This window comes from uncultured Tenacibaculum sp. (genome assembly GCF_947499065.1).
Lineage (GTDB): Bacteria > Bacteroidota > Bacteroidia > Flavobacteriales > Flavobacteriaceae > Polaribacter.
Genome location: NZ_CANMMT010000013.1, coordinates 18,092 through 43,549 on the forward strand (window position 1 = coordinate 18,092; position 25,458 = coordinate 43,549).

General features: G+C 30.2%; 19 protein-coding genes. 13 read left to right on the top strand and 6 right to left on the bottom strand.

The annotated features are described in order from the left end of the window. Positions 1 to 179: 179 nt before the first annotated feature. The 8 genes from Q0958_RS17395 to Q0958_RS17430 all read left to right on the top strand — a co-directional run bounded on the left by Q0958_RS17395 (position 180) and on the right by Q0958_RS17430 (position 4,947). Positions 180 to 536 (top strand): hypothetical protein, encoded by a 357-nt coding sequence (locus Q0958_RS17395; RefSeq protein ID WP_299125454.1) that lies wholly within the window; start codon positions 180 to 182, stop codon positions 534 to 536. 29 nt (positions 537 to 565) lie between these two features. After that, positions 566 to 1,618, top strand: coding sequence for a serine hydrolase domain-containing protein (locus Q0958_RS17400; RefSeq protein WP_299125456.1), 1,053 nt, complete (start codon positions 566 to 568; stop codon positions 1,616 to 1,618). 18 nt (positions 1,619 to 1,636) lie between these two features. Beyond that, positions 1,637 to 1,996 carry a hypothetical protein gene (locus Q0958_RS17405; protein WP_299125459.1) on the top strand — a complete coding sequence of 120 codons (360 nt, stop codon included), beginning with the start codon at positions 1,637 to 1,639 and terminating at the stop codon, positions 1,994 to 1,996. Then, positions 1,993 to 2,886: a DUF6624 domain-containing protein gene (locus Q0958_RS17410; RefSeq protein ID WP_299125462.1), complete on the top strand. Its 894-nt coding sequence runs from the start codon at positions 1,993 to 1,995 to the stop codon at positions 2,884 to 2,886. Before Q0958_RS17405 ends, Q0958_RS17410 begins: the two co-directional genes overlap by 4 nt. A 78-nt stretch (positions 2,887 to 2,964) precedes the next feature. Continuing rightward, a complete protein-coding gene (locus Q0958_RS17415; protein WP_299125465.1) occupies positions 2,965 to 3,723 on the top strand; it encodes an OmpA family protein in 759 nt (252 codons plus the stop codon). A gap of 4 nt (positions 3,724 to 3,727) precedes the next feature. Next, positions 3,728 to 3,961, top strand: coding sequence for a hypothetical protein (locus tag Q0958_RS17420; RefSeq protein WP_299125467.1), 234 nt, complete (start codon positions 3,728 to 3,730; stop codon positions 3,959 to 3,961). 17 nt (positions 3,962 to 3,978) lie between these two features. Next, positions 3,979 to 4,263, top strand: coding sequence for a hypothetical protein (locus Q0958_RS17425; RefSeq protein WP_299125469.1), 285 nt, complete (start codon positions 3,979 to 3,981; stop codon positions 4,261 to 4,263). 63 nt (positions 4,264 to 4,326) lie between these two features. Further along, a complete protein-coding gene (locus Q0958_RS17430; RefSeq protein WP_299125472.1) occupies positions 4,327 to 4,947 on the top strand; it encodes a hypothetical protein in 621 nt (206 codons plus the stop codon). Here Q0958_RS17430 and Q0958_RS17435 read toward each other — a convergent pair. From Q0958_RS17435 to Q0958_RS17450, 4 genes are read right to left on the bottom strand one after another with little or no spacing between them, the layout of a single operon-like run. Further along, positions 4,944 to 5,714, bottom strand: coding sequence for a sterol desaturase family protein (locus tag Q0958_RS17435; RefSeq protein ID WP_299125475.1), 771 nt, complete (start codon positions 5,712 to 5,714; stop codon positions 4,944 to 4,946). The two genes, Q0958_RS17430 and Q0958_RS17435, sit on opposite strands and share 4 nt — an antisense overlap. A 43-nt stretch (positions 5,715 to 5,757) precedes the next feature. Further along, a complete protein-coding gene (locus tag Q0958_RS17440) occupies positions 5,758 to 6,969 on the bottom strand; it encodes an NAD(P)/FAD-dependent oxidoreductase (protein ID WP_299125477.1) in 1,212 nt (403 codons plus the stop codon). Further along, the gene (locus tag Q0958_RS17445; protein ID WP_299125480.1) at positions 6,969 to 7,898 is read right to left on the bottom strand and encodes a GYDIA family GHMP kinase; all 930 of its coding nucleotides are present in this window, start codon (positions 7,896 to 7,898) and stop codon (positions 6,969 to 6,971) included. Before Q0958_RS17445 ends, Q0958_RS17440 begins: the two co-directional genes overlap by 1 nt. Position 7,899: 1 nt before the next feature. Then, on the bottom strand, positions 7,900 to 9,171 hold the full coding sequence (locus Q0958_RS17450) for a hydroxymethylglutaryl-CoA reductase, degradative (protein ID WP_299125482.1): 1,272 nt from the start codon (positions 9,169 to 9,171) through the stop codon (positions 7,900 to 7,902). A gap of 142 nt (positions 9,172 to 9,313) precedes the next feature. Here Q0958_RS17450 and Q0958_RS17455 point away from each other — a divergent pair, with 142 nt between their 5' ends. From Q0958_RS17455 to Q0958_RS17470, 4 genes are all read left to right on the top strand, one after another. After that, on the top strand, positions 9,314 to 11,461 hold the full coding sequence (locus Q0958_RS17455) for a S9 family peptidase (protein ID WP_299125571.1): 2,148 nt from the start codon (positions 9,314 to 9,316) through the stop codon (positions 11,459 to 11,461). 3 nt (positions 11,462 to 11,464) lie between these two features. Further along, complete coding sequence (locus Q0958_RS17460; RefSeq protein ID WP_299125483.1) at positions 11,465 to 12,862, top strand: peptide MFS transporter; 1,398 nt, start codon at positions 11,465 to 11,467, stop codon at positions 12,860 to 12,862. A gap of 72 nt (positions 12,863 to 12,934) precedes the next feature. Continuing rightward, positions 12,935 to 14,698: a peptide MFS transporter gene (locus Q0958_RS17465; RefSeq protein WP_299125485.1), complete on the top strand. Its 1,764-nt coding sequence runs from the start codon at positions 12,935 to 12,937 to the stop codon at positions 14,696 to 14,698. Positions 14,699 to 14,795: 97 nt separating this feature from the next. Further along, positions 14,796 to 15,314, top strand: coding sequence for a DUF255 domain-containing protein (locus tag Q0958_RS17470; RefSeq protein WP_299125487.1), 519 nt, complete (start codon positions 14,796 to 14,798; stop codon positions 15,312 to 15,314). Between the two features lie 8 nt (positions 15,315 to 15,322). Here the strand turns inward: Q0958_RS17470 and Q0958_RS17475 are convergent, their stop codons facing one another. Beyond that, the gene (locus tag Q0958_RS17475; protein ID WP_299125489.1) at positions 15,323 to 17,344 is read right to left on the bottom strand and encodes a ComEC/Rec2 family competence protein; all 2,022 of its coding nucleotides are present in this window, start codon (positions 17,342 to 17,344) and stop codon (positions 15,323 to 15,325) included. Between the two features lie 167 nt (positions 17,345 to 17,511). Here Q0958_RS17475 and Q0958_RS17480 point away from each other — a divergent pair, with 167 nt between their 5' ends. Continuing rightward, positions 17,512 to 24,756, top strand: coding sequence for a GEVED domain-containing protein (locus Q0958_RS17480; RefSeq protein WP_299125492.1), 7,245 nt, complete (start codon positions 17,512 to 17,514; stop codon positions 24,754 to 24,756). On the opposite strand, the gene Q0958_RS17485 is transcribed toward Q0958_RS17480, so the two are convergent. Continuing rightward, positions 24,743 to 25,456, bottom strand: a complete 714-nt coding sequence (locus Q0958_RS17485) for a response regulator transcription factor (RefSeq protein ID WP_299125495.1) — start codon at positions 25,454 to 25,456, stop codon at positions 24,743 to 24,745. The genes Q0958_RS17480 and Q0958_RS17485 overlap by 14 nt on opposite strands. Positions 25,457 to 25,458: the final 2 nt, after the last annotated feature.

Sequence of the window (25,458 nt, forward strand, 5' to 3'; positions counted from 1 at the left end):
CACATTTTTTGCGACGAAATACAAGATTGTCAAGTAAAAGTGTAAAAAATATAAGATGAGATATAGAAGAAAACTAAAATTGTAATTCACCTGCCTAATTAATTCATCTATCGCATTTATAAAAATAAGATTAAACTGTTAGATAGATTTGGAGTGTATTAATTTAAAAAAATTAAAAAATGACATTTTTATTTGCCAATTTATTAACAGACGGAGGGCCATTATACATGTATACAATATTGGTTTTATTACTTATTTGTATCTTTTTTTTAGTAACTGCATTTATAAAAGGAGATGATGATGGAAAATTACAAAAACTAATTAGTCATGTGAGCTTATTGGCTTTGGTTTGGGGTTTTTTAGGTTTTATGATAGGAATGATTGAAGCTATGGATGCTATTGCAGTGGCAATTGATTTTAGTTCAGGTGTTTTAGCAGGAGGGTTAAAAATTGCTTTATTATCACCTTGTTTCGGGATGTTAGCATTTATAATTGCTAGATTAGGAATTATAGGGCTTACTCTAAAGAAAAAATAAACTAAATATTCACAATTAATTTTAATGTAATGAGAAAAGAACTTTTAGCTCTTATTGTACTCTTATGCTCTTTTTTGAGTTGTACACAGAGTCAGAATTTAGATAATTATTTAAAAAGTTTAGAGGAAGAAAACAAGGCAATGGGTAATGTTTTTATTCTAAAAGATGGAAAACAAGTGTATAATAAATCTATAGGTTTTGCTAATATAGATTTAAATAAAAAGAATAATTTAACAACAAAGTTTAGAATTGGTTCAATTAGTAAAACTTTTACAGCTACAATTATTTTACAGCTTATAAAAGAAAACAAGCTGTCGTTAGATACTCAATTAAGTAAGTACTTTTCAGGAATAACAAATTCAGAGAAAATTACTATTTCAGATATGCTCTATCATAGAAGTGGTATTTATAATATAACTAACGATAAAAACTTTGAGGTTTGGATTAGTGAACCTAGAAAGAGGAAAGAAATGCTTGATAAAATAATGAGTTATCAAAGTTTATTTGTTCCTAATTCTAAAACAGAGTATTCAAATTCTAATTATGTTCTATTAGCTTATATAGCAGAAGATGTAGAAGGTAAAATGTTTAAAAAGATTCTTAAAGAAAGAATCATAGATAAACTTAGTTTAAAAGAGACAGACTTTGGAGAAGATATTAATTTTTCTAAGAATGAAGCAATGTGTTATTACCCAGAAGGAGGTAAATGGCATCCGATTACTTTTCATACCAATTTAACTGGAACAATGGGTGCTGGAGGAATAATTTCTAATGCCAAAGATGTTAGTATATTTTATAATGCATTGTTTACAGGTGAGTTTTTGTCAGAAAATATGATAAAAAAAATGACAACACCTCAAGATGAAATAGGAATGGGGATTTCTGTAGTAGACTTTAATGGAATGACGGTCTATGGTCATAATGGTGCTATTGATGGGTTTAGGTCAGCAGTGGCATATTTTCCAAAGTTGAAATTAACTATCTGTCTTACTTTTAATGCTTCTTCAGGTTCAAGTACTCGAAAATTAGTTCAGATTTTTAAGTCTTATTTAATAACAGAACAAGAAAAAAATAAATATTAATTCAAAACATTTGTACATATGAGAATGCCTTTACTAGATTTTTTAACAAACGGAGATTTAAAGTTTGTTCTTGTTTTATATGCTTTTTTAATAATAGCATTTATCAACTTTTTTAAGAAGTTAAAAGAGAAGGAAAATCAAGAGATTTATAACAAAAAAATTAAAAAGTTGATGAATTGGAGTATAGTTATTAGTGTTTTTTCTTTGATGCTAGGATTGCTGCATAGTTTTTATTTTATATCAAAAGCAGGAGGTATTAATAATAATTTACTTTTTGGTGGTTTATCTAATATGTTAATTACTCCAACTTTAGGAATGGCAATAGCTATAGTTATTCAATTATTAAGTACACCATTAAAAGAACAAAAAAAGCTATGAAAAAAAGCTTAATTATTTTACTGTTTAGTATTTCTACTTTAGCTCAAAGTAAAGGAGATATTCTTAGAGATAAAGGGAGTTTAGAGGAAGCAATTGATGCTTATAAGTTAAGTTTAAAAAAAGACTCTAATAATTATAATGATACTTATAATCTTGCATGTGCTTATGCATTGTTGTATAAAAAAGATAGTGCTTTTTACTATTTAAATAAGGCGCTAAAAAAGAGTAATTCTTTATGGTGTTTGGCAGATAATGATTTGTTATCGTTAACAAAGGACGAAAGGTGGGATGAGATAGAAAAAATGCAGTTGGCTAAATATCAGAAAGAAAAACTAAAACTGAAAAATCCAGAATATGCAAAACAGTTGTTAAAATTAATAATGAAAGATCAATCTTTAGATTATCAATTGGACATGGCTAAACGCTATTATATGAAAAATGGTAAAGCTCCTCATTGGTATTATCCAATAGCTGAAATGAAAAAAGAACTTACCAGAGGGAATTTTGCTGCCATGGAAAAGTTGATTAAAGAAAAAGGATGGCCTTCATACTCTATGGTAGGTAAGTTGGCAGCTGATGGACCTTTGCTAATAATAAATCATCATGAAAAAGAATCTGTGCGTATTAAATATTTGCCTAGAATAAAGCAAGCATGTTTAGATGGAGAGGGAAGTTGTGTGGAATATGCTAAAATACAAGACCGTATTTTGGTAAATACTGGGGAATTACAGTTATATGGAATGCAATTTAGATATAATAAAGAGAGGAAATTGGAACCATTTCCAGTAGAAGATCCTAATAATGTAGATGAAAGAAGGAAAAAAATAGGATTAGAACCTTTAAAGAAATATTTAAAGAGAAAAATTAATTACGACTGGAAAGTAAATTAAAACTATTTGTGATTAGTTAGTTGAGAAAATACCCAATTCAATAAAGAATTGGGTATTTTTGTTAAAAATAAAGAAAGTATGAAAAAAATAAATTGCTTGATTATAATTTGTTTACTGCTGGTAGGTTCAGTTTTTTCTCAAGAAAATAAATTTCAAACTGTTTTGTTTGATTTTGATAAATTTGAATTAAAGCAGTCTGAAATAAATAAAATAGAGAATTTTAAAAAACAGTTGAATCCTAAGAATGATAAAATTGAAATTATAGGCTATACTGATGAATTAGGTAAAGAAACATATAATAATATTTTATCTAATAAAAGAGCTAAAGAAGTAGCTAAGTATTTTAAAGAGTTTGATGTAGTTAAAAGTACTGGTTTAGGTGAATTAAATGGTGTAAGTTTTAAAAATAGAAAAGTAGAAATAAAAGTATTTCTATTAAAAAGTAAAGATAAGATTAACGATTTTTCAGATTTAAAAAAAGAGAATAACATAACACTACAGGACGTGTATTTCTTACCAGGGCAAGATTATTTTACAGGGGATAGTAATAAAGCTTTGAACGAATTATATGAGTTTTTAAAAACAAATTCAGAAGTTAAAATTAAAATATTAGGTCATATTTGTTGCCCAAAAACAGATGATCCTAAAGAAGATGCTTATAATTCTAGAACAGGAAAAAAGAACTTATCAGAAGCAAGGGCAAAAAGAGTATTAAAGTACTTGGTAGCAAAAGGAATAAATAAACAAAGACTTAGTTATAAAGGTATGGCATATACAAAACCTTTAGGAGGAGAAGAGCAATTTAATAGAAGAGTGGAAATTAGTATAATAGAATAAAGAGATGAGTAGAAAAATAAAACTAATTTGGGATTTTAAAGGGCCAGATGGTTTAGAAACAGCAAAACATCATTGTATACATTTGAAAGAGTTTGCACAAATTGATAACTTACCATATGATGAGGTAAATTATAAAGAAGTAAATCCAATGCATACATATGCTTTTATTATTGTAGATGAAACGCATATGAAAACTTTTAGAGATGCATTAAAACCTCATAGAGGAGTATTAGCTTAAAAAAATAGAAATTAGATATGTTTTTAATAAATGCCTTAGCAAAACCAAGAAAATCATCAGAACATTACGATGAAGTTTTAGGAGCTTACGTAAGTTTGTATATAGATTATAAAGATATAGAAGGAGCTATTCGATTAGCAAAATTCTATATTAAAGATGAAGGTTGGAAAGTAACAGAGATTGAAGAAGAGTACTTTACATTAGATTCTGTAAATGATGTAGATGAAGATCAAAAAGAATTGTATGAAGAAGCTATAGAATATGGTTATTCAATTGTTTTTAATTGTTACGAAGAAGAATAGTATTGAGTTTGTTTTTTGAAAAATAAATTTAAATACAGTATCTTATTAAAAAATTTATGTTGTATGAAGAACAAGCTTATATTAATGTCTCTATTTTTAGGAACTTTTTATGGTTTTTCACAGCATAAATTTTCAACTTATTCAGCGCATAAATCTATAACAGAAGCTATTCGTATTAACAGTGAATTAATTGCTGGAAGAACTTCTTTTTTTGAAAAACAGGCAGAAGAGAAGCCTTTGATGTTTCAAAAGACAAAAACTAGAATAGAAGAGTTTAATAGATTGTCTAATAATTTGTCTAAGTATATTGAGAGACTTCAAAGTGAGGCGAATACAGAACAAGTTTTATATGATTTGTTAGAGGATGATCACTATAAAAACATACTTTTTCGACGAGGAGGAGCTTTAAGTTTTAAAGGAGTTATACTTAAAGTGAAGATTGATAGTTTGTATAATCATTCCGTTAAAATAAACGTACACAAATTATCACAACTAGAAAATTTTTATAAAGGTCATTTCAAAACAAATGATGTTTTCTATGATCATGATGGAAATGAAATAGATTATTTTAATTATCGTTTTTACGATAAAACAAATTATGGGATTATGATGTCTATGAATTGTTTGTTGTTAGATGTAAAAACATTCCAGTTATTGTACTATGGAACAATTATGAGTTACTAGTTATTGTTTTTATTTGAAGTAGTGTTTTCAAAAGTAGTGTCATAATCGTCTCTTATAGTTCCCATTATTCTATCCCAAAAAAGGAAGTACAATCCATAATTACCATTAAATCTTTTATGATGTAAATTATGTGCAACGGAGGTGTTAATCCACTTACCAATAAAGGTTTTGTGAAATTTTTTAGGATACAACTCAAAGCCTAAATGTCCATAGACATTATAAATAATTTGGAATAAAAAGAATAGTCCAAAAGAAGAAATATGAACCGGTAATGTAAAAGCAATTAAAGGAGCAATAAGAGCTTCTAAAAAAGCTTCAAAAGGATGAAAAGCATAAGCAGTCCAAGGTGATGGGTTGGTCGATTTATGGTGAATTAAATGAACTTTTCTATAAAGTTTAGGATGATGCATTAAACGGTGCATCCAATAAAAATAAGTGTCATGTAAGAAAAACATCCAAACCCAACTCAATATATAGTATGTGGTACCGTATTCATCAAAACTAAAATAGATATTGGTATAGGGAAGTAAATAGTAAAACACAAAAAGAGCTACAGTGGCAAAAATTGAAACAGATATAAAAGAGTAGATAATATCTCTTTTATAATCTTTTAATTTAGGAAGCTTTTTTTGGATTTTTCTAAACCATAAAGTGTTCTTAAAAAGAATATAGAAAAGTATAAAGGCAGAGCCTGCAATAACAAGGTAGCGAACTAGAATTTGAGTTGCGTCGCGAAGCCAAAATTCAATAAAAGTTTCTTCATTCATTATTTGTTAAAAATAAATGATTATTGAAGAGAAACAAAATAAATTATTGATTAGCAATAGTAGTTGCGCAAATGAACCCACCAGTCCAAGCGTTCTGAAAGTTGAATCCGCCAGTAACAGCATCAATATTTAAGACTTCACCAACAAAAAATAAATTTTCATGTAGTTTGCTTTCAAAACGTTTAAAGTTTATTTCTTTTAAATTAACACCACCAGCAGTTACAAACTCCTCTTTAAAAGTCGTTCGTCCATTTGCATTAAATAACCCTTTAGTTAATTGACTAGCTAAATTGTTAAGCAGTTTGTTACTTAAGTCACCCCAGTTCTGATTTGTTTTAATATCAGAAGCAACAACCAAGCGTTCCCATAAACGACGAGGAATGTCAGCAAAAGGAGATTTTAAACCTACTTGTTTTTTTGCTTGTTGCTTTTTTAATTGAGATAATTCGTCTAAAACAGCATCAAAATCTTGTCCAAGCCAATTAACAAGAACATTGTATTGATAGTTCTTTTCAGCTAAAATACGAGCTCCAAAAGCTGATAGTTTTAAAATGGCAGGGCCACTTAATCCCCAGTGTGTGATTAATAAAGGGCCATTGTTTTCTAGATTAGTACCAACAAGTTTTACTTCGGCATTAGGAACAGAAATACCGCCTAAATCGATAATTCGTTTATCTTTAATATTGAAAGTAAATAACGAAGGAACGGGAGGAATAATAGAGTGATCTAAAGTTTTACATAAATCCCAAACTTTTTTAGAGCTACCAGCAGCAACGACTAAAAAATCGGCTTCAAATTGCTTTTCTTTAGTGTTAACAATCCATTTGTTTTCATGATGAGAAACACTATTTACGCCATGGTTTTTTAATACTTTAATACCAAGTTTATCAACAGCACTAGTAAAGCAGTCAATAATAGCTTGCGAAGTGTTAGCTTCAGGGAAAACTCTGTTGTCACTTTCAATTTTTAAAGGAACGCCTTTATTGTCAAACCATTCAAAAGTGTCACCAGTCATAAATTGATGAAAAGGACCTAATAATTCTTTTTCGCCTCTGGGATAGAATTTTGTTAGTTCCTTAGGTTCAAAGCAAGCATGCGTAACATTGCATCTACCTCCACCAGAAATTTTTACTTTTTGTAAAACTTCTTTTCCTTTTTCAAGAATAGTAATGTCTAAGTCCGGATTCTTTTCTTTCGCGTTAATGGCTGTAAAAAAACCAGCTGCACCACCACCAATAATTATTACTTTCTTCATTATAAAATCATTTCTTTATATGGTAAGATAGTGCTGAATCCTTTTTGATTGAAATAATCAATAGAGTCATCATTACCAGTAGCTAAAATAAAATCACCGCCCCAAGCACCTAGACTTTTAATTTCGCCAAAGTAATCAGAAAAAAGACGTTTTTTAACAGGTTGTTGTTTAATAATAGAACTAATTATCTGTTCGTGTTCAACAATTATTTTATTTAAATTTTTAGAGGAATTGGTAGTTAAAAACTCTTGAGTTAAAGCGTCTATTTCGTGAATTAAAAGTTTGGCTTCGTTTCTATGTTGTTTGTATTGAGAAATACCTTCTCTACTGTTTTGTTTTTGGTTTAAATAAACAAAAAAGAGTTCATCCGAAAAGCTCGGATTGAATGTAACTTCATTAACAATAGGTTGGTTTTCTTTTAATTGATATAAAATAGGTGAGTTATGACTAGCACAAGCAATGTCGTAACCACTACCAGAAAAAGCATTCCATAACAAGGTAAACGGATTTACTTCAGCCCATGAAGCTACATTGTTTATTAAAGTAGAAGAGCTACCAAGTCCCCAGTTTTGTGGGAAAGTTAGATTTGTTTTTACAATAAAACCTTGTTGGTTATCCAAAAACTTTGGGTTTAAACGTTTGGCTTCTTGTAAAATATCACGTAAAGTTTCGGCAATAAATTCAGCACTACCTTCTTTGTTAGAGTTAAAAGTAGCTGAGGTTAGGCGTAGCTTAGGTAAATCGAAGCTAGCTTCAAACCAACATTCACCTGTATTGGTAAAGCTTCCCCAAATAAGTTGAGGTTCTTTTATTGGTTCAATGATTAAATCTTGTCCAAACTTAGTGGGTACAGCTAATGAAACAGCCTCGTCTAAGACTACATATTCACCAGTTAATAGTAATTTTCCGTTGCTATAAAATGTATTCAAACTATTTTCTTAATTCGTTAAATTTATCAACAACAGCACTATGAGAAACTGTTTTGTTTTCAAAAAAAGCTACTATTTTTTCTTTTTCTTTAGAAGTAGCTTCTAGTTGATTTAAAATATTTTGCAAATGCATTTTCATATGACCGTGCTGTATACCTTTGGTTGTTAAAGCACGTAAGGCAGCAAAGTTTTGAGCTAAACCTGCCGTTGCCATAATCTCCATTAATTCTCTAGCAGAAGGTCTTTGCATCATGTCTAATGATAGTTTAGCCATAGGGTGTAAAGCTGTTAGACCACCTACAGTACCTAAAGCTAAAGGAAGTTCAATCCAAAATTTAAAAACGTCATCTTCAATACTACAATGAGTTAAACTTCTGTATTGACCATCTTTAGAAGCATAAGCATGTGCTCCAGCTTCAATAGCTCTAAAATCATTTCCAGTAGCTAATACCACAGAGTCAATACCATTCATAATTCCTTTATTATGAGTAACAGCTCTGTAAGGTTCTATTTCAGCAATTTTTACAGCTTGTTCAAATTTTCTAGCAAATTTATGCGGATCATCACCTCCTAAATCTTCAATTTTACAACTTACTTCAGATCTAACAATACATTCAGGAACATAATTAGAAAGGATGCTCATTATAATTTCAATATCATCTTTTCTAAACTGATTAGCCATGGCTTCTAAACAAGAGTTAATGAAATTAGCTCCCATAGAATCTTTAGTTTCAAAAGTAACATGAAGTTGAAAGTAATTTTCAAGTTCGTTAGTTTTATCAACTAATTGAATATCCAAAATACCACCACCACGTTTTTCCATGTTTTTAGTTATAGATGCTGTGGCTTTGAATAATTCTGGTTTTTGTTCGTTAAAATAAGTTTCTAACTCACTTTTATTTCCAGAATACATAAAATGAACTTGTCCAATTTTAGTAGTAGAAATAACTTCGGTTTTAAATCCTCCTCGAGTACTCCAAAATTTAGCAACTAAAGAAGCAGCAGCAACCACAGAGCTTTCTTCAACTACCATAGGAATTACGTAATTTCTGTTGTTGATAACAAAATTTGGAGCTATACCGTAAGGCATGTAAAAGTTAGAAATGGTATTCTCAATAAAATCGTCATGTAGTTGTTGTAATTTCTCATCTACATTCCAATACTGTTTTATAGTTTTAATAATTTCTGGTTGGTTGTTAAAATAATTAGTAGACAGCCAATCTATTTTTTCTTCTTTTGAAAGCTTAGAAAAACCTGAAATAATTTTCGACATTCTTTGTTAGTTTTATAAGGGCCAAAGATAAATGAATCCTGTTAAAATAGGGTTGTTATTTAGGATTTCTGCCAATTTTGGAGGGATTTTTGATGATTTTTCCGTAAACTTGGCAAACTTTTTATACAAACAACAAATCAATATGAAGAAAATATTAATGTTTTTTATAGGGATATCTACGTTTGTGCAAGCACAAAAAAAAGATATTTCTTTAGAAGATATATGGAGAAACGGCACGTTTAGAGCTGATTACATGAACTCTTTAAATTCAATGAATGGCGATTTTTACTCATTATTGAATTATGCCGATGGAAGTACTTCTGTAGATAAATATAGCTATGAAACTTTAGAAAAAGTAGCCACAATTGTAGATAGTAAAGATTTAAGTGGATTAAAAACATTTCAATCATATAGTTTTAATAACGACGAAACAAAGTTGATTTTAGGTACTGCCTTTAAACCGATTTTTCGTCGTTCTTTTTTAGGTACCTTTTATGTTTATGATATCGCAACGAAATCGTTAGACTTAATTGGAGAGGACATTCAAGAACCAACTTTTTCACCAGATAGTAAAAAGGTAGCTTACGCAAAAGGAAATAATTTATTTATTAAAGATTATTCTGAAAACAATGTAGTTTACCAAATTACAAGTAATGGAAAGAAAAACGAAATTATTAATGGTATTACAGATTGGGTATACGAAGAAGAATTTGGTTTTGTAAAAGCTTTCGAATGGAGTAAGGATAGTAAATATTTAGCGTATTTAAGATTTAACGAAAGTAAAGTAAAAACTTTTTCAATGGATGTTTACGGACAAGGGAAATATCCAAAGCAACATGTATTTAAATATCCAAAAGCTGGAGAAGACAATGCAAAAGTATCTTTGCATATTTTTTCTTTTGAAACAAATAAAACAGCTGAGATTACTGTAGGAGAGTATGAGTATATTCCTAGAATTAACTGGACTAATGAAGGAAATATATTATCAATCCGTACTTTAAATCGTCATCAAAATGATTTAAAAATGTATTTTGTTGATGCTAAAACATACAACAGTTCTTTAGTGTTGAATGAAACGGATAAAGCTTATGTAGAAGTTAATGATGACTTAACTTTCTTAAAAGATAACAGTTTTATTTGGACAAGTGAAAAAGATGGATTTAACCACATTTATCACTACGATAAATCAGGGAAGTTAATTAATCAAGTTACTAAAGGTAATTGGGAAGTAACTTCATACTATGGTTATAATGAAGACAAAAAAACAATTTATTACCAATCGGTAGAAAATGGTTCTATCAATAGAGGAGTTTATAGTATTTCTTTAAAAGGAGAGAATAAAAAGTTATTAAGTAATCCTGATGGAACTAATAGAGCTTCATTTAGTAAAAACATGCATTATTTTATCAATACTTTTTCAGATGCTAATACGCCAAATGTGTATACATTAAGAAACGATGAAGGAAAAGTATTAAAAACAATAAAAGATAATGTAGCTTTAAAAGAATTAATAGCACAATACAATTTAAGTAAAAAAGAGTTTTCAACTATTAATGTAAACGGTGAAGACTTAAATATGTATACAATTAAGCCAGCTAATTTTGATCATAATAAAAAATATCCAGTATTGATGTATCAGTATTCAGGGCCAGGATCTCAACAAGTAGCTAACCGTTGGAATGGCGCAAATGATTATTGGCACCAAATGTTGGCACAGGATGGATACATTATTGTGTGTGTAGATGGAAGAGGAACTGGATTTAAAGGACGTGACTTTAAAAAAGTAACGTACATGAATTTAGTAAAGCATGAAACAGAAGACCAAATTGCAGTAGCTAAAAAATTAGCTGAGTTGCCATATGTAGATGCTAAGAGAATTGGAATTTGGGGATGGTCTTTTGGAGGTCACATGAGTACAAACTCATTATTAAAAGGAAACGATGTTTTTGCTGCGGCAATTGCAGTAGCACCAGTTACTACATGGCGTTTTTATGATACAATTTATACAGAACGTTATATGCGTACACCTGAGGAAAATCCTACAGGTTACGATGAAAATTCACCATTAAATTACCCAGAGTTATTAAAAGGAAAGTACTTGTTAATTCATGGTACTGGTGATGATAATGTACATGTGCAAAATGCTTACAGAATGGCAGAAGCATTAATCCAAGCAAATAAACAATTTGAATGGGGAATGTATCCAGACAAAAACCACGGAATTTATGGTGGAAATACTCGTTTACATTTGTACACAAAAATGACAAACTTTATTAAAAACAACTTATAAAATATGGCGCAATTATCAAACAAGCAACCTCATGAAAAAGAGGTTTTCGGACATCCAATAGGACTTTATGTTTTATTCTTTACAGAACTTTGGGAGCGTTTTTCTTATTATGGAATGCGTGCATTGTTAGTGCTTTTTTTAACAGCAGCAGTAACAAGTGATAACCCAGGTTGGGGTTGGTCAGAGTCTGAAGCTATTTCGCTCTATAAGTGGTATACAACATTAGTGTATTTGGCTGCAATTCCTGGAGGAATTATAGCTGATAAACTTTTAGGGCAAAAGAAAACAGTAATGCTTGGAGGATTATTGCTATGTATTGGTCATGGTGTTTTAGCTATTGATGCACCCTGGGCTTTTTATACTGGTTTAGGATTTATTATTGCAGGAGTAGGAGGATTAAAGCCTAATATTTCTACTATGGTAGGAGGATTATATGGAAAAGGAGATGATAGAAGAGATAAAGGATTCACTATTTTTTATATAGGAATTAATATTGGAGCATTTTTAGCTGGAATTATTATAGGACAGTTAGGAGAGAATGTTAATTGGCACTATGGATTTGGTTTAGCAGGAATTGGAATGTTCATTGGACAAATAATTTACATATGGGGTCAAAAATACTTAAAAGGTACAGGTAATTTTATTGGAGCTAAAGAAGCTACTCCGGAAGAAAAGGAGGCAATGAATAGACCTTTAACAAATATTGAAAAAGATAGAATTAAAGTAATGTTATTGTCTTTTTTAATTGTAATTGTATTCTGGGGAGCATTTGAACAAGCAGGAGGTTTAATGAATTTATATGCAAAATCTAAAACTGATAGAATGTTGTTTGGGTGGGAAGTACCAGCTTCTTATTTCCAATCTGTTAATGCCTTCTTTATTTTTACTTTAGGTATTCTAGTGGCAAACTTCTGGATTAAATGGGGAAGAAAAGGAAAAGAATCTTCATCATTATTTAAGATGGCTACAGGTGTAATTATTATGGGACTTGGTTTTGTATTTATGTCATTTGCTTCTAGTCAATATGAAACAACAGGTACTTCGGGAATGTATTGGTTGGTGTTAGCATATTTATTTCACACAATAGGAGAGTTATGTACATCGCCAGTATCTTTATCATTCATTACAAAATTAGCTCCAGTAAAATATGCGTCGTTAATGATGGGAGCTTATTTTGCCGCTACTGGTTTAGGTAATTTTGTTGCCGGAACTATTGGGGAACAAATTAAAAACTTTTCAGAGCTACAATTATTTACAGGAATCACGATTTTCTGTGTAATTTTTGGATTATTAATTATAGCTTTATTGAAACCGTTAAAGAGATTGACACACGGAGCTGAAGATATTAATGGTTCAAAACATGAAGAAGCAGAAGGATTTGAACTAGCTGATAATAACTAATAAAAAAAGAAACCTTGTAATATATAAAGTATTGCAAGGTTTCTTTCATTATATAAACTATACAACAGAAATATGAATACAGATATTGAAAATCTATTTAAAGACAAGGTGTTAGGACATCCAGCAGGGCTGTTCGTGTTGTTCTTTACAGAAATGTGGGAACGTTTTTCGTACTACGGAATGCGTGCATTATTAGTTTTATTTTTTACAGCATCATTACTAGATGATGGTTGGGGTTGGCCTCGTGAATGGGCATTCGCTATTTTCGGAACTTATACTTCATTAGTTTATCTTTCTACAATGATTGGAGGATATTTTGCTGATAATATAATTGGTATTAGAAAAGCAGTTGTTTGGGGAGCCTTATTAATGACTTTAGGGCATGCTTGTATGGCAGTAGAAACACCATTCTTTATTTATGCAGGATTAGGATTGTTAGTTATAGGTAGTGGTTTCTTTAAGCCAAATATGACTTCTATTATTTCTGAAATGTATAAAGGAAAAGAAGAGAAAAAAGATGGAGCCTATACTATCTTTTATATGGGAGTAAATGCAGGAGCTTTCTTAGGTATTCTTTTATGTGGTTATTTAGGAGAAAAAATAGGATGGTCTTTGGGGTTTGGAGTAGCTGGTATTTTTATGTTATTTGGATTGTTACAGTTCTGGTTTGCACAAGGAATATTTGGCAACATTGGTAATGGTCCTAAAAATAAAAATGTAGATGTAATTGATGATATTACAGCTGATGAAAATGAAGCAGAAGAAGGAAGAAATCCATTTACAGGAGTTCAAAAAGTATTAATAGCTATTGCTTCTCTTTTAGGTTTATTATGGATATTCAATGACCCTATTTCTAAGATTTCAGAAGGGAAATATAATGTGTTTCCATTTGAAGTAGCTGGATTATCAGGCTCTACTATAGCAATTTTAGCAGCTTTTGTCATATTCATTGCTTTATTAGTAATTCGTATACCAAAATATACACCTGTTTTAAGAGATAGAATGTTAGCAGTAATGTTCTTTGCATTTGTAACTATTTTCTTTTGGGCGATTTTTGAACAATCACCGAGTTCATTAACAGTATTTGCAAAAGATTATACTCAAAGAACTTTGGAAGGAAGTGCAGGTATGACTTTTAAAATAGTAAACTCTTTAATGACTATAGTTCCTTTAGGTATTATAACTTGGGTGTTATATTTATTATTTAGAAAAACATTTGCAAAATATGCTTGGTCAAATATATTCTTAGCAATCAGTTTTGTTATTATTTGGTTTATTGCTTTATGGATGTTAAACGAAGAGTTTCAGAAAGATACAACTAAAATTCCAGCATCATGGTTCTCAGTATTAAATTCATTATACATTATTACTTTGGCTCCATTATTTTCTAAATGGTGGGAAAGTAAATACAATCCAAATGCTAATATGAAGTGGGCTATTGGAATGGCATTATTAGGTTTAGGAATGGCTGTTATTGCTATTGGAGCTGATGGAATAGAGCCTGGAGCTAAAACTGCATCAGTTAGTATTATCTATTTAATTTTAGTTTACCTTTTCCATACTATGGGAGAGTTATGTGTGTCGCCAGTAGCATTATCATACGTTTCTAAATTAGTGCCAGGTAGAATGATTGCCTTTATGTTTGGTATTTGGTATTTAGCAGTAGCTATTGGTATGAAATTAGCAGGTGTATTTGCAGAGTCTTCAGAGGCAATAGCACAAGAAGAAGGTTTAAGTAGCTTTTTCTGGTTGTTAACATTTGTTTCCCTAGGTTTAGCAGTGTTGTCAGCAGTGCTTTATCCAGTGATTAAGAAGTTAATGCACGGGGTAAAATAACCCTAAATAAAAGTTAAAACAATATTACAACCTGCTAAATATTAATATTTGGCAGGTTTTTTTGTAAATTTGGAATACTTATTGAGACTTAAGAGATATGAAGAAATTAATATTAGTAGCAGTTTTAGTAATTGTTTCAGCCGGAGTGAAAGCTCAGGATAAAGTTAATTGGTTAACTTTTGAAGAAGCAATGGCGAAAAATAAAGTAAATCCTAAACCAATTTTAATCGATTTATATACAGACTGGTGTGGCTGGTGTAAGAAGATGGATAAAACAACTTATAAAAATGAAGTAATAGTTAAATATATAAATGATAACTATTATGCAGTGAAGATGGACGGAGAAGGAAGAGAAGATATCAGTTTTCAAGGAAAAACATATAAGTTTGTTCAACAAGGAAGAAGTAAATATCATGAATTAGCAGCTGCTATAATGAAAGGAAAAATGAGTTATCCTTCAACAGCCTTCTTTAACGAAAAAGAGCAATTGATTCAAACAGTTCCAGGTTATATGACAAAAGAACGTTTTGAAAAAGTATTAGCGTTTTTTAATAATGATAATTATAAAAAAACAAGTTGGAAAGAATTTGAAAAGAACTTTAAAGGTTCAATCTAAAATACGTTTTAGTTAATAAAATAAGCTCCGTTTTTACCAGTATAGTAAAATGGAGTTTTTTTGTTTTTACAAGTAAAATTCCATCTAGTTATGTAACTTTTATAATTACTTCCATCAGCAATTATTAGCTTAGGGTTTAATGTGTTTATTAAACGAACTAAATTAATTTTGGGAGAGTTTTGTAAAATAACAACTGGATTTTTAATTGGAAGTTTATAAATATTTAAACTATCAATAATTAAAATAGTCTCCGATTTAAACTTAAATACATTAGTTTGAGTGTAAACTACAGTTTTATCTATAGATTCATTTGTGTAATAGCTCTTAAGTATATTTTTAGTAGAATTATTCAGAGTATCTAAAGATTGAAAGACTTGTAGTTTTTTACCATTTCGTATTCCTATTAAATTTTTTCGTTGATTGTGAAAAACAATTAATTCTTGCTTGTTTTCTTGAATATACTTTTTGAAAATTAGATGCCCCTGAAGAAATAATATTATTGTTAATGTATAGATGAAATAATTCACCTTTTTAGAAATAATAAATTGAAAAGAAAATATGAGTATTAAATACCAAAACATCATTTCATAAAAAGACATTGAAATTTCCTGAAATAAAAACTTCTCTTGATTGGAAATCCAGTCAATAACTTTATTCATTTTAGAAATAATAAAAGCATAAGAGTCAATTAAAAATGAAGGTGTAGAATTACATGAAGCTAATATTATAATTAAAATCCCACCAATTAAGATAAATGTTAAACATGGAATTATAATGAGGTTTGAAATAATAAATAAACTAGGAAATTGATGGAAATAGAATAAGCTAATAGGTAATACACTAATTTGAGCAGCAATAGATATGGTAAATAAATCCCAGAATTTTTTAAAGAAAAAAAACTTAGGCTTCCATAAGGTTGATAATCTTGGTTGTATCCAAATAATGCCAAAAACGGCTAAGTAACTTAATTGAAATCCAATGTCAAATAAAAATAAAGGTTTTATTAATAATAAAAAGAACATAGAGCTAATGATAGAGAACTCTATAACTTTCTTTTTTTTAAAAGCCTTTCCAATATTAAGAAAGCTAAACATAGTAACAGCTCTAACAACAGAAGCAGATAATCCAGTTATAAAAGCAAACGACCATAGCAATAAAATAACAAAGAGAGTTGTAGCTATACGACCGTATTTAAACTTTTCAAGAGGTTTAAACAGATAATTTAGAATTAAAAAAATAATACCTACATGTAAACCAGATATAGCTAAAATATGAATGGCTCCTGCTTTAGTATAACTCTCAAGTAATTTTCTCGACATATTTTTCCTTTCGCCTAATAATAGAGCATTAATAACTGCTTGTTCATTAGGTTTGAAATAGAGTCTGTTTAAAGAAGATTGAATCTTGTCTCTAAAATTTTCAGCAAGACCAGTTAGTGAAAATGTTCTCTTTTTTAAAAGTTTGAATTCATGTTTATTAATGAAAATTTGATGATAAATATATTGTTTAGTTAAATAGTGCTTATAATTAAATTGATAAGGATTAAGAGGAAAAGGAATGTCTTTAAATTGAGCTTTTATAAAAACTCTATCATCAATTTTTAAAGAAAAAGAAGAACTGTCTTTTTTTATGTTTAAAAGAATATTACCTATTGTTTTATTTGAATCAATTTGAACTATTTGAGCAACGAATTTATAATAGTATTTGTTAGATCTTAAATTTTTCTTGATTACAAGTATTGTAGATGAATTCTTAGAAATATACTTATAATAAAAGTTAGGATGATTTTTAGGGTTATTTATGAATGTAATAACAATTCCAATAAAGAGAAAAAAAAGTAAAGTTATTAAAGAAAATAATTTACGGAGGTTCTTTCTTTTTAAAACATATAAAATTGATAAGATTAAAAGAGTAATAAACCCTATGTAAATAAAGTTAAGCTGCCAAACATTTAAATAAAATTGGATAATAATGCCTAAAATGACACATATAAGGAAATGAAAAGGTAAAAATTCCAATAGTTTTTTCATAGCACTGATAAAACTATGGTTTTTAGATATATAGATATTTACCGTTTATTACATATTTCCTACCGTTTATTACATATATGTGTACGGTAGTTGTTTTTGATGAGGAAATTAGCGATATAAAACGTCCCTTTGCATATTGAAATAATTGATATCCTAAATTATTAAATATGAAAAGAATAGTACTCATAATAGCCTTTTCTCTATTGTTTTCTTGTAATAACGAAACTAAGAAAAAACTAATTTTTTTAGATAAAAATGCATACGAACATCCAGTTTGGCAAGATATGCTCTTACAGGAAAAAGTGAAATTTTCTGATGTTGTTTCAGCGTTTAAAGCTTATGGATCTACTCATGATTTAGATAGTGAAACTATAGAACATTTTGAAAAACTAGAAAAAAGAGTAAAACCAAAATTAGATAGTGAGGGTTATTTAACTTCAGATTTAGGATATTATAAAGAATTGTTGGTTTATAGAAAGGCTTTGCCAAATACTAAAAAGCAAAAAACAAATTATGAAAAAGCAGCAACATTTTTTACGTCGAGTATTCCTAATAATAATGGGTACGGAAGTTGGAAAAATTTAGGGCCTTTTGGCGATCCTGAAGTTCACTGGTCAGCAACTGGTAATGGAGCAATACAATATCTAGAAATGCATCCAACAAACCCAGCGATTATGTATGCATGTGCCAGAAATGGAGGGCTTTGGAAAACAGTTAATTATGGTAAGAATTGGATACCACAAACCGATTATTTTGCAACAGATAATACTTCATGTATTGATGTAAATAAATCTAATCCATCTATATTATACCTAGGAGCAGCGGAAGATCAAAAGGTTTGGTATTCTAATAATGAAGGTGTTTCTTGGGAGGACAGAAGTTCAGGGGTTTCAGGAACTATCTATGATATCCACTCAGATCCAATAGATGCAACTAGAGTACTAGCAGCCACATCTAGTGGTATTTATTTAAGTGTAAATTCGGGATTAAACTGGGAGTTGAAATTAACGGGGAGTTATACAGATATTGACTTAACAGATAATTGGGATTTAATAATAGTGTCAAATGATAATGCAGATATTGCTCCAGTTTTAAATTTCTCAAAAGATAAAGGAGATACCTTTATAGAGAAAAATATTATAACACACCTGAATAAGGTAGATCGATTTTATTTAGGGCTTTATAAGCCAACAACCGGTTCTACTCAGGTTTTTGCTTATGGTTTAGATGATGGAAACACTCCCACAAGATTTATAGGTTTATGGAAATCAGATTTTAATCCTAATCCAGCAGATAATACTTCTTATTTTAATTTCACAGAAGTGAAACACCCAACTTATAATTATCCTAATGGACCAGTACCTTTAGTAAAAGCAGCAAATGCTCAGGGATTTACAGAAGAAACGTCAGATTATTATGGAAGTATTAACCCGTATTCAGTAGCTACTTGGATAAGTGATTTTTATGTAAGTCCTAACAATCCAGATAGAATGTTAACGTTAAGAGAAAAGTTTTGGGGTAGTGAAGATGGAGGTATTCTTTGGGAGTATAAACCAAGTTATGGAGAAAGTAATTGGGCTGATAATAGATATGTTACAACGAATGTAGCAAAAGATTCAGTGTTTTGGTGTAATGATGGTGGTATGTGGGCAATTAAAGAAGATGATTTATTTCCTACAGATGCTGAAGTAACAGCTTCAGGTTTGTCTAAGAAAGCTTATTTAAATAGTAAGGTAGTTTCTAAAAACGGAGATATTTGTGTTTCTGAAGGAAGTCAAATGGATGTTAGCCAAATGGATAAAGGAGTGTTTATGACAGGAGGACAGGATATAGGGCAAATATTTACTAGAAATGGAAGAGATAGTCATGTAGCTTCTGCAGATGTTTATAGAGGAAGAATACAACCGAATGATGATACTAAATTTATAACAGGAAGTCTTAAGGTAAAATTAGATGGTGGAACTGATGAGTTTTCTGTGTATAATAATATTAATGCCGATTATTTCAATGCAAATAGATTATATGGATTTACTACAGGTGATGTACGTTTAGTACGTTCTCCGTTAAATAAAGATGGGTGGTTAGTAAATGGTTTTCAAGGAGAGAATCAAGCGAATTCTACAGGACATTCGTGGGTGCCAGTTCATAATAATTGGGAGACAGTTAAGGTTACTTCAGCAGGAATTACAAGTTTACATCCAGGAACTTTTGAACAATCAAGAGCAAATAAAGAATTAGCGTTTTTGGGAGATGAAGTAGGGAACAGGCTATTTTATACAGAAAACTTGTCGGCAGCAGAACCTACTTGGGTAGAGCTCCCAAATGCACCAAAAGTATCACGTTATAGAATAGCAACACATCCTTATAGCGAAAATATAATTGTCATTGCTACTAACACAGGGGTGTATATATCAAAAGATAAAGGAGAAACTTGGAAGTTAAAAGGCAATTTTCCATCAGCTAATCCAGCTTCAGTATTAATGGATAAAAATACGACAGAAGGAATTTATATATACACCAATCTGACTGTATATTATTCGGATGAAAATCTAACCAATTGGGTTGAGTTTAATAAAGGATTGCCATTACAAAATCTTACAGATATGCGTATTGCTTATTACCCTAATAATGATAGTAGATTATATGTGTCTAAGTATGGAAGAGGTGTCTGGAGTTCAAGTTTACAATCTGTACTAGATAAAAATGGAAACAAACCAGTAGCAGATTTCAACATTTATGGGAATAATTCAAATGAAATTATAGAAGGAGAATCAATTACTTTAGTTGATCAATCTTCTAATGCAACTGAATTAGAATGGACAATAGAAAATGGTAACGATGTAATTAATATATCTAATCAAACAACTCCAAAAGTAGTATTGTCAACTGTAGGGTATTATAAAGTAACATTGAAAGCAACTAATAATAATGGTTCAGATACTATTGTTAAAGAGCAATATATTCATGTTAAAGCTAATCCAGTAACACCTAATTGTGTATTAACTGGTACTTGGAGTCTTCCATGGTTCAAAGGAATTAGTACTATTAAATTAAATGAGGAAGAATATAATGTAACAGACAAAAGTATTTATGTAGCTACAAACAAAGTATTTAATTTTTTTACAGGAGAAGAATCATCAATTTTTATTAAAGATAGTTATGCGGGTTCATTTAAACTTTATTTAAAAGCATGGATAGATTATAATAATGATGGTGATTTTGATGATGCTAATGAAGAAATAATTAGTTCAGGAGGATTGGTAGATGAATATTCATCTAATTTTACTGTACCTAATTCAGCAATTAAGAATAAATATTTATTAATGAGAGTAGCAGGTGTTGAATCATCAATAGCACCAACTTCATGTCAAACAACTGGTACTACACAAACTGTTGATTTATTAGTTGAAGTAAAATCTAAAGTAATTTTCAATAATATACAACATTCATTGGTTAAGAGTAATAGTGTAATGTTAGAAGCTACATTTGATGGGACAACTAATGTTGTCAATTCAGGGTTTGTATATTCTAAATTTGATGGAGATTTAAATATAAATAATTCATCTGTTAGTATTCATTCTTCAGTAGTATCAAATAATACGATATTTCAAAATACAATAGATGATTTAGACTATAATGGGAAGTATTATTATCGCCCTTTCGTGAGAGATGCATATGGAATTCATTATGGAGATAAAAAAAGTTTTGAACTTATCACACATAAAATTCCATTAGCAGAAAGTTTAGTAGCTTTAAATTTAGGGAATAATCAATGGAGGTTAAAAGGAGTTGTTTTTCCTGAGAATAATGATTTAGAAGGATTATTTATAGAATATGGAACTACTGCTTTTGATAATAGTGTTTCATTTAACCCCTCCGTATATAGTAAAGATGCAAAGTTTAATATTGAAACAGAGATTAATACTGTTTTAGGAAATTCATATCAGTTTAGAATTAAGTATATCGCAAATGGAAAAACATATTACAGTAATATAATTGAGTTTGATACTGGTAAAACAATGTGTACGCCTGTTGTAGATAATAGTCTTTGGTTTAAAGTAATTGGAAATGTAACTTTTGACGGGAATTCTAATAATAGCTCAGGAAGTGAAGGTTATCAGGATTTTACCAGTATAATATATGATGTAAAAGAAGGAGAAAGTTATTCAATTTCAATAACTGATTCTTATGCTCCTGGATTTAATTTAAGTTATGTAGTTTATATAGATTATAATAATGACGGAGATTTTACGGGGTATAATGAAACAGTGGCTAGGCAGAGTGTAGCAATTGGTGAAACTTTTACAGGAACTATAACTATCCCTAAAGAAGATGTTGTATATGATACGAATTTAAGAATGCGTGTAATTGGGTATGAAGGAAATGTAAATAGTTGTCATGTTATTACAGGGCAAGTTGAAGATTATTTAATTAAAATTGAATCTGTACAGAATACAGTTACGGCGGTAACAGAAACCTTTACAGGAATTAACGGAAAAGTAGGAGGGGGTACAGCAAGTGTTTTAACAAACGATACGTTAAATGGAGCTTTATTGAACGCTTCAGAAATTACTTTAACAGCAGGAACTTCACCAACTCCAACAAGTGGTAGTATTGTAATGAATTCAGATGGAACGATAACCGTAAGTTCAGGAACCACTGCTGGAACTTATGATTATGAATATACCATCTGTGAAAAATTAAATCCATCAAACTGTAGTACAATTGCAAGTAAGGTAGTTGTAGGTAGTTCAGTAATCGAAGCCAAAACAGAAACTTTTACAGGAATCAACGGAAAAGTTGGAGGAGTTACAGCTAGTGTTTTAACAAACGATATATTGAATGGAACTTTATTGAACGCTTCAGAAATTGCTTTAACAGCAGGCACTTCACCAACACCTCAAAGTGGAAGTATTGCAATGAATTCTGATGGAACAATAACAATAAGTCCAGAAACGACCACAGGTACTTATGATTATAAATATACTATATGTGAAAAATTAAATCCATCAAACTGTAGTACAATTACAAGTAAGGTAGTTGTGGATAGTTCAGTAATCGAAGCCAAAGCAGAAACTTTTACAGGAATTAATGGAAAAGTAGGAGGAGTTACAGCTAGTGTTTTAACAAACGATATGTTGAATGGTGTTTTATTAAATGCTTCAGAAGTTACTTTAACAGCAGGCACTTCACCAACACCTCAAAGTGGAAGTATTGCAATGAATTCTGATGGAACAATAACAATAAGTCCAGAAACCACCGCTGGCACTTATGATTATGAATATACTACCTGTGAGAAACTAAACCCATCAAACTGTAGTACAATTACAAGTAAGGTAGTTGTAGATAGTTCAGTAATTGAAGCCAAAACAGACACTTTTACAGGAATCAATGGAAAGGTAGGAGGAGTCACAACAAGTGTTTTAACAAACGATATGTTGAATGGAACTTTATTGAACGCTTCAGAAGTTACTTTAACTGCGGGTACTTCACCAACTCCCTCAAGTGGAAGTATTGTAATGAATTCTGATGGAACAATAACAATAAGTTCAGAAACTACCGCAGGTACTTATGATTATAAATATACTATATGTGAAAAATTAAATCCATCAAACTGTAGTACAATTACAAGTAAGGTAGTTGTGGATAGTTCAGTAATCGAGACTAAAACAGAAACTTTTACAGGAATCAACGGAAAAGTAGGGGGAGCCACAGCAAGTGTTTTAACAAACGATATGTTAAATGGAACTTTATTAAACGCTTCAGAAGTTACTTTAACAACGGGTACTTCACCAACACCTCAAAGTGGAAATATTATAATGAATTCCGATGGGACAATAACAATAAGTTCAGGAACGACAGCAGGTACTTATGATTATGAATATACTATCTGCGAAAAATTAAATCCATCAAACTGTAGTACAGTTACTAGTAAAGTAGTTGTAGATAGTTCAGTAATCGAAGCTAAAACAGAAACCTTTACAGGAATCAAGGGAAAAATAGGAGGAGTCACAACAAGTGTTTTAACAAACGATATGTTGAATGGAACTTTATTGAACGCTTCAGAAGTTACTTTAACAGCAGGTACTTCACCAACACCTCAAAGTGGAAGTATTGTAATGAACTCCGATGGAACGATAACCGTAAGTTCAGAAACCACTGCTGGCACTTATGATTATGAATATACGATCTGTGAGAAACTAAATCCATCAAACTGTAGCACAATTACAAGTAAGGTAGTTGTAGATAGTTCAGTAATCGAAGCCAAAACAGAAACTTTTATAGGAATCAACGGAAAAATAGGAGGGGTTACAGCAAGTGTTTTAACAAACGATATATTGAATGGAACTTTATTGAACGCTTCAGAAGTTACTTTAACAGCAGGTACTTCACCAACATCTCAAAGTGGAAGTATTGTAATGAACTCCGATGGGACAATAACAGTAAGTTCAGGAACCACTGCTGGCACTTATGATTATAAATATACTATATGTGAAAAATTAAATCCATCAAACTGTAGTACAATTACAAGTAAGGTAGTTGTAGATAGTTCAGTAATAGAAGCTAAAACGGACACTTTTACAGGAATCAATGGAAAAGTAGGAGGAGTGACAGTCAGTGTTTTTTCTAATGACCAGTTAAATGGGGCATTATTAACTAATATTTCATACATCAATTTTACTGCTGGAACTTCTCCGAATCCATTAAGTGGAAGCATTATAATAAATTCCGATGGAGCAATAACGGTAAGTTCAGGAACGACAGCTGGTACTTATAGTTTTGAATACACCATCTGTGAGAAATTAAATCCATCAAACTGTAGTACAATTACAAGTAAGGTAGTTGTAGATAGTTCTATAATAGAAGCAAAAGAAGAAATTTTCACAAACATAAATGGAAGAAAAGGAGAAGTAACTGCTAGTGTTTTATCTAATGATTTGTTAAACGGACTGCTATTAAATGTGTCAGATATTGACTTAACAGTAGGAGCTTCTCCTAATCCATTAAATGGAAGTATTGTAATGAACTCTGACGGGACAATTGTAGTGAGTTCAGGAACTACTGGAGGTACTTACGATTATGAATATACCATTTGCGAGAAATTGAATCCATCAAATTGTAGTACAATCATAAGTAAAATAATGGTTGAAAATGATGCAGTTACAGAAAATTCGGTAATGATATATCCCGTTCCAGTTTCAGATGTTTTGTTTATTTCAGCATACGGAGTTATAGGAGATCCTTTTGATATTCATGTTTTTGATGTTAACGGGCAATCCATTTATAGAAAACGAGAATATTATAATGGAGAAGATTTTAAAGTTGATACAAGTAAATTATCTGTAGGAGTATATATTATAAATATTTATGGAACAAAGTTAAAGAAGGAAACTAAGTTTATGAAAATGTAGTTGAGGTTTCATCAGTGACTATAAATTTATAACCAGTACCATGTATATTTTTTATTTGAATTGAAGTAGTATTTTTAAAGTGTTTTCGTAGTTTGGAAATGAAAACATCTAAGCTTCTTCCGATAAAATAGTTGTCATCTTTCCATACGGAGTTTAAAATATAATCTCTTTTAAGTAAAGTGTTTTTGTTTCTAGCGAATAAGGCTAAAATATCAGCTTCTTTTTGAGTTAGTTGTATAGCTTTACTATTATTAGTATTTAATATTAGGTTATCAAGATCTAAACTATAATTAGAAAAAGGAATAATGTTTTTAAATGTTTGAACAGCAGAACTTCTTTTTAAAATAGCTTTGATTCGAAGTACTAACTCTTCAATATTAAAAGGTTTAGTTACATAATCATCAGCACCAATTTTAAAGCCATTAATTTTATCTTCTTTCATGGATTTGGCAGTTAAAAAAATAACAGGGATGTTAGTGTTAATTTTTCTTATTTCTTTAGCTAGACTAAATCCGTCCATTATAGGCATCATAACGTCCAGTAAACAGATATCAAAAGAATTTTTATGGAATTCGTTTAAAGCTAATTTGCCATTAGGAAAAAGAGTTACATTAAAATGATAGTTTTCTAAACTATCTTTTAATAAAAAAGCCATGCTTTCATCATCTTCAACTAATAAGATATGTTTTTGATTACTCATAA

What these genes read in the sequence shown, in the direction of transcription:
- Q0958_RS17395 (WP_299125454.1), top strand. Translation starts at nt 180, where the DNA reads ATGACATTTTTATTTGCCAATTTATTAACAGACGGAGGGCCATTATAC.
- Q0958_RS17400 (WP_299125456.1), top strand. Translation starts at nt 566, where the DNA reads ATGAGAAAAGAACTTTTAGCTCTTATTGTACTCTTATGCTCTTTTTTG.
- Q0958_RS17405 (WP_299125459.1), top strand. Translation starts at nt 1,637, where the DNA reads ATGAGAATGCCTTTACTAGATTTTTTAACAAACGGAGATTTAAAGTTT.
- Q0958_RS17410 (WP_299125462.1), top strand. Translation starts at nt 1,993, where the DNA reads ATGAAAAAAAGCTTAATTATTTTACTGTTTAGTATTTCTACTTTAGCT.
- Q0958_RS17415 (WP_299125465.1), top strand. Translation starts at nt 2,965, where the DNA reads ATGAAAAAAATAAATTGCTTGATTATAATTTGTTTACTGCTGGTAGGT.
- Q0958_RS17420 (WP_299125467.1), top strand. Translation starts at nt 3,728, where the DNA reads ATGAGTAGAAAAATAAAACTAATTTGGGATTTTAAAGGGCCAGATGGT.
- Q0958_RS17425 (WP_299125469.1), top strand. Translation starts at nt 3,979, where the DNA reads ATGTTTTTAATAAATGCCTTAGCAAAACCAAGAAAATCATCAGAACAT.
- Q0958_RS17430 (WP_299125472.1), top strand. Translation starts at nt 4,327, where the DNA reads ATGAAGAACAAGCTTATATTAATGTCTCTATTTTTAGGAACTTTTTAT.
- Q0958_RS17435 (WP_299125475.1), bottom strand. Translation starts at nt 5,714, where the DNA reads ATGAATGAAGAAACTTTTATTGAATTTTGGCTTCGCGACGCAACTCAA.
- Q0958_RS17440 (WP_299125477.1), bottom strand. Translation starts at nt 6,969, where the DNA reads ATGAAGAAAGTAATAATTATTGGTGGTGGTGCAGCTGGTTTTTTTACA.
- Q0958_RS17450 (WP_299125482.1), bottom strand. Translation starts at nt 9,171, where the DNA reads ATGTCGAAAATTATTTCAGGTTTTTCTAAGCTTTCAAAAGAAGAAAAA.
- Q0958_RS17455 (WP_299125571.1), top strand. Translation starts at nt 9,314, where the DNA reads ATGAAGAAAATATTAATGTTTTTTATAGGGATATCTACGTTTGTGCAA.
- Q0958_RS17460 (WP_299125483.1), top strand. Translation starts at nt 11,465, where the DNA reads ATGGCGCAATTATCAAACAAGCAACCTCATGAAAAAGAGGTTTTCGGA.
- Q0958_RS17465 (WP_299125485.1), top strand. Translation starts at nt 12,935, where the DNA reads ATGAATACAGATATTGAAAATCTATTTAAAGACAAGGTGTTAGGACAT.
- Q0958_RS17470 (WP_299125487.1), top strand. Translation starts at nt 14,796, where the DNA reads ATGAAGAAATTAATATTAGTAGCAGTTTTAGTAATTGTTTCAGCCGGA.
- Q0958_RS17475 (WP_299125489.1), bottom strand. Translation starts at nt 17,344, where the DNA reads ATGAAAAAACTATTGGAATTTTTACCTTTTCATTTCCTTATATGTGTC.
- Q0958_RS17480 (WP_299125492.1), top strand. Translation starts at nt 17,512, where the DNA reads ATGAAAAGAATAGTACTCATAATAGCCTTTTCTCTATTGTTTTCTTGT.
- Q0958_RS17485 (WP_299125495.1), bottom strand. Translation starts at nt 25,456, where the DNA reads ATGAGTAATCAAAAACATATCTTATTAGTTGAAGATGATGAAAGCATG.